This window comes from Pseudomonas putida (genome assembly GCF_003228315.1).
GTDB classification, from domain to species: Bacteria; Pseudomonadota; Gammaproteobacteria; order Pseudomonadales; family Pseudomonadaceae; genus Aquipseudomonas; species Aquipseudomonas putida_S.
Map to the genome: position 1 here is coordinate 3580220 of NZ_CP029693.1, position 14568 is coordinate 3594787.

Annotated in this window: 9 protein-coding genes; 6 read left to right on the top strand and 3 right to left on the bottom strand. The window is 62.9% G+C overall.

What is annotated here, in order from left to right; genetic code table 11:
* Positions 1-287: 287 nt before the first annotated feature.
* Positions 288-4592 (top strand): DEAD/DEAH box helicase, encoded by a 4305-nt coding sequence (locus DKY63_RS16690; RefSeq protein ID WP_110965105.1) that lies wholly within the window; start codon positions 288-290, stop codon positions 4590-4592.
* A gap of 111 nt (positions 4593-4703) precedes the next feature.
* Here the strand turns inward: DKY63_RS16690 and DKY63_RS16695 are convergent, their stop codons facing one another.
* A complete protein-coding gene (locus tag DKY63_RS16695; protein WP_110965106.1) occupies positions 4704-6824 on the bottom strand; it encodes a mechanosensitive ion channel family protein in 2121 nt (706 codons plus the stop codon).
* A 166-nt stretch (positions 6825-6990) separates the two neighbouring features.
* Between DKY63_RS16695 and DKY63_RS16700 the strand changes: the two genes are divergently transcribed.
* From DKY63_RS16700 to DKY63_RS16720, 5 genes are all read left to right on the top strand, one after another.
* On the top strand, positions 6991-8193 hold the full coding sequence (locus DKY63_RS16700) for an MFS transporter (RefSeq protein ID WP_110965107.1): 1203 nt from the start codon (positions 6991-6993) through the stop codon (positions 8191-8193).
* Positions 8194-8392: 199 nt separating this feature from the next.
* Entirely contained in the window at positions 8393-9319 is a 927-nt protein-coding gene (locus DKY63_RS16705; RefSeq protein WP_110965108.1) for a DUF72 domain-containing protein, read from the top strand.
* Positions 9316-10113: an endonuclease/exonuclease/phosphatase family protein gene (locus DKY63_RS16710; protein WP_110965109.1), complete on the top strand. Its 798-nt coding sequence runs from the start codon at positions 9316-9318 to the stop codon at positions 10111-10113. The genes DKY63_RS16705 and DKY63_RS16710 overlap by 4 nt, the downstream gene beginning before the upstream one ends.
* Positions 10110-11402, top strand: coding sequence for a cardiolipin synthase ClsB (clsB, locus tag DKY63_RS16715; RefSeq protein ID WP_110965110.1), 1293 nt, complete (start codon positions 10110-10112; stop codon positions 11400-11402). Before DKY63_RS16710 ends, clsB begins: the two co-directional genes overlap by 4 nt.
* Complete coding sequence (locus DKY63_RS16720) at positions 11389-12375, top strand: lysylphosphatidylglycerol synthase domain-containing protein (protein ID WP_110965111.1); 987 nt, start codon at positions 11389-11391, stop codon at positions 12373-12375. Before clsB ends, DKY63_RS16720 begins: the two co-directional genes overlap by 14 nt.
* A 115-nt stretch (positions 12376-12490) precedes the next feature.
* On the opposite strand, the gene DKY63_RS16725 is transcribed toward DKY63_RS16720, so the two are convergent.
* Positions 12491-13249, bottom strand: a complete 759-nt coding sequence (locus DKY63_RS16725; protein WP_110965112.1) for an alpha/beta hydrolase family protein — start codon at positions 13247-13249, stop codon at positions 12491-12493.
* Positions 13239-14348 carry a DUF3182 family protein gene (locus tag DKY63_RS16730; RefSeq protein WP_110965113.1) on the bottom strand — a complete coding sequence of 370 codons (1110 nt, stop codon included), beginning with the start codon at positions 14346-14348 and terminating at the stop codon, positions 13239-13241. Before DKY63_RS16730 ends, DKY63_RS16725 begins: the two co-directional genes overlap by 11 nt.
* Positions 14349-14568 lie beyond the last annotated feature (220 nt).

Consider the following 14568-nt stretch of genomic DNA (forward strand, 5'->3'; position numbering starts at 1 on the left):
ATTGGAACAATGGTTTTATCAACAGCGCCTGTAGGCGTTGTCGTCGATAGATGCAGGATCGTTGCATTTTGCGGGTTTAGTGCGCAACCGTCATCCGTAAAGTGTAGATACCTGAGTGCTGCGGCGCCCGTACGGGCCCCATCGCGAGCAGGCTCGCTCCTACAGTAGGTCGGTGTACACACATCCATTGTAGGAGCGAGCCTGCTCGCGATGAGGCCCTGAAGGCCGCAATAGATCCCCCCCAGCGGTACTTGCATCTTCCCGCCCCCAACCGCATAACTGACCCCATGAACCTGCCCATTCCCGCCGACAGTGCCCTGGCCGGCTTCCACCCTGCCGTCAGCGCCTGGTTCAGCAACACCTTCGCAACGGCCACTGCCGCCCAGGCCCGGGCGTGGCCGCTGGTCCGCCAGCGCCGCTCGACCCTGATCGCCGCGCCCACCGGCTCCGGCAAGACCCTCACCGCCTTCCTTGCCGTTATCGACGATCTGGTGCACCGAGGTTTGGACAACCCCGAAGGCCTGCCCGACGAAACCCTGGTGGTCTACGTCTCGCCGCTCAAGGCGCTGTCCAACGACATCCGGATCAACCTGCAAAACCCGCTGGCCGGCATCACCGAACAACTGCGCGCGATGGGCCTTCCCGAATTGCAGATCACCACCGCCGTGCGCACCGGCGATACCCCGCAGAAAGAACGCTCGGCGATGCGCAAGAGCGCGCCGCACATTCTGGTCACCACCCCGGAATCCCTTTACGTGTTGCTCGGTTCCGATTCCGGCCGGCAGATGCTCAAGACCACCCGCACGGTGATCGTCGACGAAATTCATGCCATCGCCGCCAGCAAACGCGGCAGCCACCTGGCCCTGAGCCTGGAACGCCTGCAGGCCCTTTGCGCCGAACCGCTGGTACGCATCGGCCTGTCGGCAACGCAAAAACCCATCGAAGCGGTCTCGCGCTTTCTGGTCGGGCGTGATCGTGACTGCGAGATCATCGACATCGGCCATGCCCGGCCACGGGATCTGGACATTGAAGTACCTCCCGTGCCGTTGTCGGCGGTGATGGCCAACGACGTCTGGGAACTGGTCTACGACCGACTCGCCGCCCTCGCCCGCGAGCACCGCACCACGCTGATCTTCGTCAACACCCGACGCCTGGCCGAGCGCCTGAGCCGTCACCTGAGCGAACGCCTGGGCAAGGACGCCGTGGCCGCTCACCACGGCAGCCTGGCCAAGGAGTTTCGCCTAGACGCCGAGCAGCGGCTCAAGCGCGGCGAGTTGCAAGTGCTGATCGCCACGGCCTCGCTGGAGCTGGGCATCGACATCGGCGACGTCGACCTGGTGTGCCAGATCGCCTCGCCGCGCTCGATTGCCGGTTTTCTGCAAAGGGTGGGTCGCTCCGGGCACCAGGTCGGCGGCACGCCCAAGGGCCGACTGTTCGCCACCACCCGTGACGATCTGATCGAATGCGCGGCGCTGCTCGATTGCGTACGTCGGGGTGAGCTGGACACCTTGCTGATCCCCGAGTCGCCACTGAATGTGCTGGCTCAGCAGATCATCGCCGAGGTGAGTTGCCAGGAATGGACGGAGCAAGGGCTGCTGGAGATGCTGCGCCGGGCGTCGCCCTACGCCACCCTCGACGACAAACACTATCAGGCACTGCTGCACATGCTTGCCGAGGGTTACAACGGCCGTCAGGGCATGCGCAGTGCCTACCTGCATCGCGATGCCGTCAACCGCACCCTGCGCGGTCGCCGAGGCGCCAAACTGACGGCCGTAACCAGTGGTGGGACCATTCCGGACAACGCCGACTACAGCGTGCTGCTCGAACCCCAGGGGCTGAACATTGGCAGCGTCAACGAAGACTTTGCCGTGGAAAGCATCGCCGGCGACGTGTTCCAACTGGGCAATACCTCGTATCGCATCCTGCGGGTCGAAACCGGCAAGGTCCGGGTCGAGGACGCCCAGGGGCAGCCACCGACGATTCCGTTCTGGCTCGGTGAAGCGCCGGGACGCAGCGCGGAACTGTCATTCGCCGTCGCCCGCCTGCAGGCGCAACTCGATAATCTGCTGGCCGACACGCCGGGCAATCTGCAACCCGCGCTCGACTGGCTGACCGGCACACTGGGCCTGAACATTGCCAGCGCCGAACAACTGGTGGAATACCTGGCCCGCGCGCGTCAGGCCCTCGGCGCCCTGCCGTCCCAGGACACCTTGCTCATGGAGCGGTTTTTCGACGAGTCCGGCGGCACCCAACTGATCATCCATACGCCGTTCGGCAGTCGCATCAACCGTGCCTGGGGCCTGGCCCTGCGCAAGCGCTTTTGCCGCACCTTCAACTTCGAACTGCAGGCCGCCGCCAGCGAAGACGCGATTGTGCTGTCGCTGTCCACCAGTCACAGCTTCGAGCTGGATGACGTCTGGCGCTATCTGCACAGCAACAGTGCCGAGCACATCCTGATACAGGCTGTGCTCGATGCACCGCTGTTCGGCGTGCGCTGGCGCTGGAATGCCGGGGTCGCGCTGGCCCTGCCGCGCTATTCAGGTGGGCGCAAGGTTCCGCCGCAGATCCAGCGCATGAAAAGCGAAGACCTGATCGCCAGCGTGTTTCCCGACCAAATCGCCTGCCTGGAAAACCTCGCCGGCGAACGCGAGATTCCCGACCATCCGCTGGTGGAGCAGACCCTCGACGACTGCCTGCACGAAGCCATGGACACCGAGGGCTGGCTGGCCTTGTTACGGCGAATGGAACGGGGGGAAGTACGCCTGATCAGTCGCGATCTGCCGGCGCCCTCGCCGCTGGCGGCGGAAATTCTCAGCGCCCGCCCCTACACCTTTCTCGACGATGCGCCGCTGGAAGAGCGCCGCACCCAAGCCGTGCTCAACCGCCGCTGGAGCGACCCGCAATCCACCGACGACCTCGGTGCGCTGGACCTGGATGCCATCGCCGCCGTGGCTGAGGAAGCCTGGCCTGCGCCCAACGGGGTCGATGAAATGCACGAGGCGCTGATGAGCCTGGCGTGCATCACCGATGCGGAAGCACTGGCCAATCCGAACTGGCTCGATTGGTTGAATGTCCTCGCGGCCAGCGGCCGTGCCTGTCGTCTTGACCAATCGTTGTGGCTGGCCCGGGAACGCTTGAGCTGCCTGAAAGCGATTTATCCACAGGCCGTTGTGTGGCCAGCCGTGGAAGCCTTGCCCGGATTCGATGAACCCTGGGAAAGGGACGACGCCGTGCTGGAAGTGATCCGCGCACGCCTGGGCGCCTTTGCGCCACTGTCGCTCCCGGCGATTGCCGAACCGCTGGGCTTGCCACCGGCGCACGTCACCCAGGCGCTGGCGCAACTGGAACGCGAGGGTTACGTGTTGCGTGGCCGTTTCATTCCAGGCATCGAAGCGGAGCAATGGTGCGAGCGGCATTTGCTGGCGCGGATTCATCGTTACACGGTCAAGCGTCTGCGCCGGGAAATCGAGCCCGTGGCGTTGCAGGACTTCATGCGTTTCCTCTTCGACTGGCAACATCTGTCCAGCGCCAGCCAGGGCCAGGGCAGCGCGGTGTTGCCGTCGATCGTCGCGCAGTTCGAGGGCTACCCCGCCGCCGCGTCAGCCTGGGACAGCGACATTCTGCCGGCGCGCATCAAGGACTATTCGGCGAGTTGGCTGGATGAGCTGTGCCGCAGCGGCAAGCTGGTCTGGACCCGACTCACCGCGCGCAACAAGAGCGCCAGCAGCGCCTTGCGCAATACGCCCATTCTGCTGTTGCCGCGCAACCGGGTCGGGCTGTGGAGCGATTTGACTGAACAGACGCCAGTCAGCGAACTGTCGCCGAAGACGCAAAAAGTCTACGAAGCGCTGCGCCAGCACGGTGCGCTGTTTTTCGATGAGCTGACCCATGAAGCCCATGTGCTGCGTACCGAACTGGAAATCGCCTTGCAGGAACTGGTGGGCGCCGGGCTGGTGAATGCCGACAGCTTCGCCGGGTTGCGGGCGCTGATCACCCCAGCGAGCAAGCGACAGAATCGCGGTAGCCGTCACGGGCGCGGCGCATTTATCGGCGGCATGGACGATGCCGGGCGCTGGGCGTTGCTGCGACGCGGATCACCTGCCCCCGTGGTGGATAACGCGCGCCCGGCGCCCACACCCACCGAGACCCTGGAACATATCGCCATGACCTTGCTGCGCCGCTATGGCGTGGTGTTCTGGCGCCTGCTGGAGCGTGAGGCGGACTGGCTGCCGAGCTGGCGCGAATTGCTGCGCACGTTCCATCGACTGGAGGCCCGGGGCGAGATTCGCGGCGGGCGGTTTGTCAGCGGCCTGGCGGGTGAGCAATTCGCCCTGCCCGAGGCTATCCCGCTGTTGCGCGAAGTACGCCGCCGGCCCCATGACGGCAGTTTGATCGCCGTGTGCGGGGTCGATCCGCTGAACCTGGCGGGCACCTTGTTGCCGGGTGCGAAAGTGCCGGCGCTGGCGAGTAATCGGTTGGTGTATCGCGATGGGGGGCCGGTGGCGGCGGAGATTGCCGGCAAGCCGTTGTTCTGGGTGGAGTTGGATCAGCAGGTGATGGCTGAGGTGCGTAGCAAGCTGATCCGGCATTGATGTTGACCGGACCGACCCCATCGCGAGCAGGCTCGCTCCTACAATGGAATGTGTACACCGCTCCCCTGTAGGAGCGAGCCTGCTCGCGATGAGGCCAGCCCAGGCAACAAATTACTGAGGCCGCAACCGATCCGGCATCAACACCGCCGAATGCTCCACCTCTACCCCGTCCTCCATCACCGGCTCCGCCTGCCTGGGCATCAAAACCTGCTGTGGATAAGTCTGCGCGAAATGCACCCACGGGCTGTTATCCACAAGCTTTTTCAAACGCTGATTGAACGCCCGGCTCACCGCATATTGCCCACCCGATACCGTGCGGAACTGCGCCGTCAGCACCACGCCATTAAGGTCCATCTTGTCCACGCCGAACACATCCAGTGGCCCTTGCAGGTTGTACTTGAGGAACGGATCGCTGCTGATCGAATGCCCGGCCTCGCGGATCAGTTCGATGGCCTTGTCGACATCGGTGTCGTAGGTGAACTGCACCGAAAAGAACGCATAGGCAAATTGCCGGGACTGGTTGGTCACCGCCTTGATCTGACCGAACGGCACCGAGTGCACGAACCCCTTGCCGTCGCGCAGGCGCAGGGTGCGGATGGTCAGGCCTTCGACGGTGCCGGCGTGCCCGGAGTCGAGCACCACCCAGTCGCCGATGGACAGGGTGTCTTCGATGATGATGAACAGGCCGGTGATCACGTCCTGCACCAGTTGCTGTGAACCGAAACCGATTGCCAGCCCAATCACTCCGGCACCGGCCAGGAACGGTGCGACATTGATCCCCAGGTTGGCCATGGTGGTGATGGCGCAGATCACCACCAGAATGATTTTGATCGCGTTGCGCAACAGCGGCAGGATGGTTTTGACCCGGGTGCTGGGCTGGCGCGCCGAGCGCTTGTTGACCGGCGGTTTCAGGGCTTCCTGGATCGCGGTGTCGAGCACCACCCAGACCATCCAGGTCGCCAGGAAAATCAGGCCGATATGGCTCAGTGAATCGCTGATCGCCCGGCCGACCGAGTTGGTCACTGCAAACTCGAACAACGACACGCCCCAGATGCGCCCGAGGATGTCGATGAACACAATGGCCATGGCGATGCGCAGCAAGGCATGGGACAGGTTCAGGAAGCGTTCCTTATAGGCACTGCTGCGCCGCACTTCTGCTTCGTTGCGCGACTTGAACAGGTGATGCAGCGTGGTGCTCAGGAACACTGTGGCAATCAACAAAATCGTGGTGAACAGCGCACTGCGCAGCACCTGCTGGTTGTCATCGCTGACGCTGATCAGGTTGATCACCGAGACCAGCACCATCAACAGGATCGGCCAATACCAGAGCCCGGAAAAAATCCGCAGGGTTTCGCGCAACGCTGGCTGCGATCGGCGCTGAGCCAGCGGTAAGATCCGGATCACCTGGCCCACGGGCCGGCGCATGCGAAACACCAGCAGCCCGAAGGAAATCGTTGCCGCCAGACCGGTGAACACCGCAATGCTGCTGGTGAGATTGCTACCCAGTTGGTGCGCGATCTGCGGGCTGGTCAGGGCATCGCTCAGGGCCACCAGAAAGCCAATGACGAACAGCGGTCGCGGGCTGTCCTGGCGAATGATCCGCACCGCCCTGCGCTTGTGACCGGCGTTGAACAGCACCACCAGCGACATCACCAGTGACGCGGCGAACAATCCGCTGCTGGTGGCATAGGCCAGGCACAGCGCCAGCGCCCGCCCTGCCGACATGGGTAACAGGTGACTGGCATACAGGGTCAGCGGCAGGCTGACCACCGCCGGAATGCTGTAGGGCAATACATAGCCCAGCAATGCCTGGCCGCGCTCGCGACTGAGCAGCAGGCGATGCCGGCACAGGCGTTCGGCCAAAGATTTGCCGAACATCCAGAGCAGGCCGAAGACGCCCGCCCACACCGCGGTCAGCAGCAGGAAATCCCCGGACACGCTCCAGGCCGAACGGGCTGAGGGTCGATTGACCAGTTGATCGACTTCATCGGCCGCGCGATCGGCACGCAAGCGCCAGGCGTCGACCAGGTTTTCGTTGAGATCGAGTTTGTCCTGCACCTCATCGAGGCTCGAACTGATGGCGCCCAGCAATCCGCCTTCCACCAGCGGCTGCGGGTGCGCCGGCGGTGTCGCGGCGGCGGCCGGTACGCCCGGAATCGTCGCGGCCTCCAGTTCCTCGCTGCCCAGAAACAGCAGCGCCCCCAGCAATATCGCGGTCTTGAACTTGATCAAAGCACGCGCTCCCTATGGATGAGCCTGTAAGGAACTGATCGGGAAATGGCCGGCAAGTTCGATCCTTGCGTTCCAGGCAAATATCAAATGCCTGTCCCTGTATTTTTCGGCACAACCCAAACCCTGACACTGCGCTCCATCGAATCAACCCACCGGAGTTGCAGCCATGCCCATTGCCTTGCTCGCGCTGACCCTCAGCGCCTTTGCCATCGGGACGACCGAGTTCGTCATCGTTGGCCTGTTACCCACCATCGGTGCCGACCTCGGGGTCAGTCTGCCGTCCGCCGGCCTGTTGGTCAGCCTGTATGCCTTGGGTGTCGCCGTCGGCGCACCGGTGCTGACCGCCCTGACCGGCAAGGTCCCGCGCAAACTGCTGTTGTTATCGCTGATGGTGCTGTTCACCCTCGGCAACCTGCTGGCCTGGAAAGCCCCCGGCTACGAGTCGCTGATCCTGGCGCGCATCGTGACCGGCCTGGCCCACGGCGTGTTTTTCTCGATCGGTTCGACCATCGCCACCAGTCTAGTGCCCAAGGAAAAAGCCGCCAGCGCGATCGCCATCATGTTCACCGGCCTGACCGTGGCGCTGGTGACGGGCGTACCGCTGGGCACTTTCATCGGTCAGCACTTCGGCTGGCGTGAAACCTTCCTCGCCGTGTCGGCATTGGGCGTGATCGCCTTTGTCGGCAGCCTGCTCTTTGTGCCGAAAAACATCGCCCACAGCAAACCCGCGTCGCTGTTGCAGCAACTGCAGGTGCTCAAGCAACCCCGGCTGTTGCTGGTGTACGCCATGACCGCCATCGGTTACGGCGGCTCGTTCATCGCCTTCACCTTCCTGGCGCCGATCCTTCAGGACCTCTCGGGCTTCAGCGCCGGCACGGTCAGCCTGGTGCTACTGGTGTATGGCGTCTCGGTCGCGGTGGGCAACATCTGGGGCGGCAAACTGGCTGACAAGCGCGGCCCGATCAGCGCCCTGAAAATCATCTTCGCCCTGCTCGCCGCCGTGCTGTTCGCACTGACCTTCACCGCCGGCAACCCGTGGCTGGCACTGGCCACCGTACTGGTCTGGGGCGCCGTGGCGTTCGGCAACGTGCCGGGGCTGCAGGTGTATGTGGTGCGCCAGGCAGAGCATCACACCCCTCATGCGGTGGATGTAGCCTCGGGCCTGAACATTGCCGCGTTCAACCTCGGGATTGCCGGTGGTGCCTGGGGTGGTGGCTTGATCGTGGCGCACATGGGCTTGATCCATACCGCGTGGATCGGTGGGCTGGTGGTGTTGGTGGCGCTGGCGTTGACGGCGTGGAGTGGGCGGTTGGATCGGTTGGGGCCGGTGTATGCCGAATCCTCGACTCGCGTAGTCGCCAGTCACTGATACCCCCACTGTAGGAGCGAGCCTGCTCGCGAAGACGGCTGCACATTCAACATTGATGTGACTGAAACTCCGCTTTCGCGAGCAGGCTCGCTCCTACAGGGGATTTGTGCTTTCAGGTTTTACCGTCCGTAGCCCCGCCGAAACTTTCGTCGCCACCCCACAGTCAGCAAAAGAATGGGGCACTCGGACGGGAGGCGACATGGCGGCGATTCATATCGGTATTTCAGGTTGGCGCTACACGCCCTGGCGGGGGAATTTCTACCCAAAGGGGTTGCCCCAGAGACGCGAGTTGCAGTTCGCGTCGCGGGCCGTCAACAGCATCGAAATCAACGGATCGTTCTACGCCCTGCAACGCCCGGCACGCTACGCCCAGTGGTACGCCGAAACCCCGAAACACTTCGTCTTCAGCGTCAAGGCTCCGCGCTTCATCACCCACGTCAAACGTCTGCGCGATGTCCATAAACCCCTGGCGAATTTCTTTGCCTCCGGGCTCCTGGAGCTTCGGGAAAAGCTCGGCCCGATCCTCTGGCAATTCCCGCCCAACTTCAAATTCGACGCCGAACTGTTCGAGTCTTTCCTTGAACAATTGCCCGACGATACTGAGCAAGCCGCCGCCCTCGCCCGTCAGCACGACTCACACCTGCACGGCCCTGCCAGCCTGCGCGCGTACAAGAAAAAACCCGTGCGCCACGCCGTGGAAATCCGCCACGACAGCTTCATCGATCCGGCGTTTGTCCGCCTGCTCAAACGCTACAACACCGCACTGGTGATCGCCGACACCGCAGGGAAATGGCCGTATCGCGAAGACATCACCGCCGACTTCGTCTACCTGCGCCTGCACGGCGCCGAAGAACTCTACGCCAGCGGTTACACCACCCAGGCCCTGCGGCACTGGGCCGAGCGGATCGAGGCCTGGCACGAGGGACGGCAACCCGGTGATCCGCACCTGATCGCACCCCGGCAGAAAGCCCGTGTGCGTAAATCCCGCGAAGTGTTCTGCTATTTCGATAACGACGTGAAAGTTCGTGCGCCCTTCGATGCACGTCGCCTGCTGGAGCGTTTCAATCTGCACCGCCATCTGGCGACCGCCCCCGGAGAGCCCGTCGCCGAAGGAGTGCTGCCATGAGCATTCGCGAACCGGTCGGCGTCACCGACGAGCAAGCGACCATTGCAACCACGGTGCATCGCTTCACGGTGCTGACGGTCAATACCCACAAGGGTTTCACCGCGCTCAACCGGCGCTTCATCCTGCCGGAACTGCGCGAGGCGGTGCGCAGTGTCTCGGCCGATGTGGTGTTTTTGCAGGAAGTCCACGGTACCCACGAACAGCACCCCAAGCGTTACGACAATTGGCCGGCAATGCCGCAATACGAATTCCTCGCCGACACCCTGTGGCCGCAGTTCGCCTATGGGCGCAACGCGGTTTATCCGGCCGGCGATCACGGCAACGCGCTGCTGTCGAAATTCCAGATCGTGCGTCACGACAACCTCGATGTGTCCATCAGCGGCCATGAAAACCGAGGCCTTTTGCACTGCGTGTTGCGCATGCCCGGCGATGGTCCGCAAGTGCACGCGATTTGTGTCCATCTGGGCCTGCGTGAAACCCATCGCACCGAACAACTGCGACTGCTCGCCCGCCGCCTGGAAGAGTTGCCGGACGATGTGCCGGTGATTGTCGCCGGGGACTTCAACGACTGGCGCCAGCGCGCCGACGCTCTGCTCAACCCCAGCGGTTTGCGCGAAGTATTCGCCGAACACCACGGCAAGCCGGCGCGCAGCTTTCCGGCTCGGCTGCCGGCGTTGCGCCTGGACCGCATCTACGTACGCAACCTCAAGGCCAGCCTGCCGCAGGTGCTGACGTCTCGCCCCTGGTCACACCTTTCAGACCACGCCCCGCTGTCGGTGGAGATCGAACTATGAGCAGCTCGCCGATGGAAAAAATCAACGTTGAACAGATTGCCGCACCGCCTATGGACGAACCCGCGGCGGTGGACGTCGAGTACCGCTGGCAAGGCAACAATCGCGTCGAACTGCTGGAAAACGGCGAAGCCTATTTCCCCAGGGTGTTCGAGGCGATGCGCCAGGCCAGGACCGAGATCCTGCTGGAAACCTTCATCGTGTTCGAGGACAAGGTCGGCGAAGAGCTGAAAACCGTGCTGATCGAAGCGGCGCAACGAGGCGTGCGCGTCACCGCCAGCTTCGACGGTTTCGGCTGCGGCGAGCTGAGCACCGGCTACCTCACCGCGCTCAGCGGCGCCGGCGTGCATTTGCAGATGTTCGACCCGGCACCGAAGCGTCTGGGTGTGCGTACCAACTGGTTCCGCCGCCTGCATCGCAAGATCGTGGTGGTGGACGGGAGCATCGCTTTCGTCGGCGGGATCAACTTCTCCGGCGATCATCTGGCCGACTTCGGCCCCGAGGCCAAGCAGGACTATTCGGTGGAAATCCAGGGCCCGGCCGTCGCCGACATCCATCACTTCGCCCTGCTGCAATGCGGCCGTCCCGCACGTGCCAAATATTGGTGGCAGCGGCGACGCCAGCGGCGCTCGGAACTGGTGATCAATGATCATGACGGTCAGGTGCGGTTGGTCTATCGCGATAACAACGAGCACTCGACCGACATCGAAGAGATTTACCGCCAGGTCTTGCGCACGGCGCAACGGCGGGTGGTGATCGCCAACGCCTATTTCTTCCCCGGCTATCGACTGTTGCGCGAGATCCGTAACGCGGCCCGACGGGGCGTCGATGTGCGCCTGATCCTGCAAGGCCAGCCCGACATGCTGGTGGCCAAGCTGGCGGCGCGCATGACCTACGACTACCTGCTCAAGTCCGGGGTGAAGATCTACGAATATTGCGATCGCCCGCTGCACGGCAAGGTCGCGCTGGTGGACGAAGACTGGAGCACGGTGGGCTCGAGCAACCTCGATCCGTTGAGCCTGTCGATGAACCTTGAGGCCAACGTGCTGATCCGTGACCGCACGTTCAATCGTGAGCTGTTCGAGCGGCTGGAAGAACTCACCGACAACCACTGCAAGCTCATGTCGGTGGACAAGGCGCCGCGCGGGCGAGTCTGGCACATGACCGTGGGCTTTCTGGTGTTCCACTTCCTGCGCCACTTCCCGGCCTGGGCCGGCTGGCTGCCGGCCCATAAACCGCGCCTGAAAGCCTACGCCTCACCGACCGGGAGCGATCCGCATGAGCCGCACTGACGTACAGCTGGCGACTCACGCCGAGCACCCGGCCAAGTCCCGTTTGAGCCGCTGGAAACGACCGCTGACGATGCTGTTTTTCCTGGCGATGATCGTGTTGTTGACGATGTTCGCCTCGCGCATCGAATGGGGTGAGGTGTTCGACACCCTGGCGGATTTCAAGGTGCGCACACTGTTCATCGCCTCCGGCCTGACCCTGGTGAGTTTTCTGGTCTACGCCTGTTTCGACCTGATCGGCCGCACCTACATCCGCCAGGACCTGACGTGGAAGCAGATCCTGCCGGTGGGGATCATCAGCTACGCCTTCAATCTCAACCTGAGCGCCTGGGTCGGCGGAATCGCCATGCGTTATCGACTGTATTCGCGGCTCGGTGTGAGCAAGAGCAACATCGCGAAAATCCTCGGCCTGAGCCTGGCCACCAACTGGTTCGGCTACATGGTGATTGCCGGTGCGATCTTCAGCAGCGGCCTGGTGCGCATGCCGCCGGGGTGGAAACTGAGCAGCGGCGCGTTGCAAGCGGTGGGGGTTTTGTTGTTGCTGGTGAGTGCGGGGTATCTGGCGGCCTGTCAATTTTCCAAACGACGGGAATGGGCGATTCGCGGGGTGGAAATCAACCTGCCGTCGTTGCGCATGGCCATCCTGCAACTGGCACTCGGGGCGCTGAACTGGTCATTGATGGCGGCGGTGATCTTCACCCTGTTGCCGAGCAAACTCGATTACCCGTTGGTGCTGGGTGTGTTGTTGATCAGTGCCATCGCCGGGGTCATCACCCACATACCGGCGGGGCTCGGGGTGCTGGAAGCGGTGTTCGTGGCCTTGCTGCAGCATGAGGTGTCGCGCGGGAGCCTGGTGGCGGGGTTGCTGGCTTATCGCGCGATCTATTTTCTGCTGCCGCTGTTGATCACGCTGGTGATGTATTTGCTGGTGGAGGCCAAGGCCAAGTCGTTGCGGATCTCTAAGAAGCCCAAGTGATTTGCGGTGTTTTCAAGAATGCTATCGCGGGCAAGCCTTGCTCCCACAGGATTTGTGTCGATCACTTGTGGGAGCAAGGCTTGCCCGCGATGGGGCCCGCAAGAACCCCACAAGTTTACCTGGACTGAATGATGCTCAACCGCTCCCCGACCACCATCTCGGTGATCCAGTCCACGAGGATCGAGGTGTAGGCCTGCTGGGAAACCGGATCGCTCAGTGCATGGTCGGCCCCATCAATGATGCGGTGCGTCAGCGAGTGCGTCTGCTGGCACGCGGCGCGGTAGCTCATGATGGTCGCGTGGGGCACGTAGTCATCGGTTTCGGACTGCACCAGCAGCACATCCCCGGTGAATTGCGAACAGGCATGCAGCGCCCGATTGCTGTCGGCGCGCACCAGCGTGCTGCGGTAATCGCGCAAATCGAGCTTGTCCAGATCGCGCTTGGGTGTGTGCCATTGATCGTCGCGATACAGCGCCGGCACCCGCAACGCCAGCCAGCGCACCGGACGCAACGACGTCAGGATCGAGGCCAGGTAGCCGCCGTAACTGGTGCCCACCACGGCAATCGCCGAGGTATCGAGCGCCGGATGCGCGAGCAGGCGATCGTAGGCCGCCAGCAGGTCCCGCAGGTTGTCTTCGCGGGTTACCCGGCTCAGTGGAATACCGGTGCCGCCGGTGTGGCCACGCAGGTCGAAGGTCAGGCACACACAACCCAGGCCGGCGATGCCTTTGGCCCGTTCCAGGTCCCGTTCCTGGCTACCGCCCCAACCGTGCACGAAGAGCACGCCAGGGACCTTCGATTTGGGACTGAGAAAGGTCCCGCTCATCTGCTCGTCATCAATGTCGATTTGAATGCTTTCGCTTCTAGCCGTCATAGGGTTTGACCGTCACATATTTGAGTAGGAATTCACTGTTTTCCGCAGGGCCGCGATAGACCTCGATGGCGTCCGCCGGCAGCGGCTGATCGATATAGGTCTCCACGCTGGACACCCGGATCGCGCGCATCCGCGGGTTGTTGACGAAACTTTGCAGGGCCGCCACTTCGGCGCTGCTGGCGCCGCCCATGCGCCAGGATTGTTCGAGTACGCCGCTGCGCTGTTTGCCGTTGCAGTCGATGCCCTGGGCGATGTCGTAGTTGCGCCGCGAGGCATAGAAAGCCGGATAGGCTTCATCCGCGGCGTTGTCGAAGACCTGGGCCTGGCCGATGGCCAGGCGTACGTCAGCGGTGAGGTCGAGTTTCAACAGCTCGTCGTAGCCACCCTGCACTACCAGCAGATTGGAGCCGCCGTACACCTCTTCGCCCTCGGCATCCCTGGTCAAGTATTGATCACCGCAGTAACTCAGCACTTTGTCGCCGAAGAAACTCTGACCCACGCTGTGGGTGACCACCTGATCCAGGTCCTGCTCGAGCACGACGCCTTCGGTGAACAGGTCTCTCGCTTCGGGGCGAGCGAGGATTTCGTCGAACCGGTCGAGGCTGTCGATCACCTCCTGACCGCGCCCGGCGCAGGCGTGAATCGGCTTGAGGCGGATCGGGCCGCTGTACAGCAACTGTTTCGCAGCGGGTCGCGCGTCATCCAGGGAAAACACGCTGAGGCCGTCGAGCACTACACCGCGTACCCGCTCGGAAAACAGCGGCGCCCAGCCTGGGGGGGCTTGGGCCTGCCCATTCAACAGGCCATGGGTGATGGCCTTGGTGCAGATGAAGTCATGTTCGACATAACCGCCCCACAGGTCCTTCGGGCCTTTGACACCCAATTGCCGGGCAGCTTCTGCGCCCACCAGCGTTTGCGTAGGTAGCAGGTAAATGTCTTTATCGCGATGCTGCTGCGGGTCATGGCTGCCGCCGAATTTGAGCCCGAGAATTTGCGCCAGCCACTTGGCCAGCGCGCGGTTGGTTTCGACTTCATGCTGCGGCGCATCGGGGCGCACGGAATGGGCGACCACCAGCTTTCTGGGGTTTGTCGGGGTCATGCGTCCCCCTTCGATCGGTGCTGGATGAATGTAGCGTAAGGGGTGCAGGGATCAGGCCAATCGCGGTGACGGGGAAAGGCTTTTGAAGTCAGACGGTTGAGAGAGTGGTGATGGCATGAGGCCTGTTTGATTCTGCACGAAGGTGCTTAGATTTCCGGCATTTTGCACGACTTGTGGGAGCGAGCCTGCTCGCGATGGCGGTGGATCAGACAGATCACAT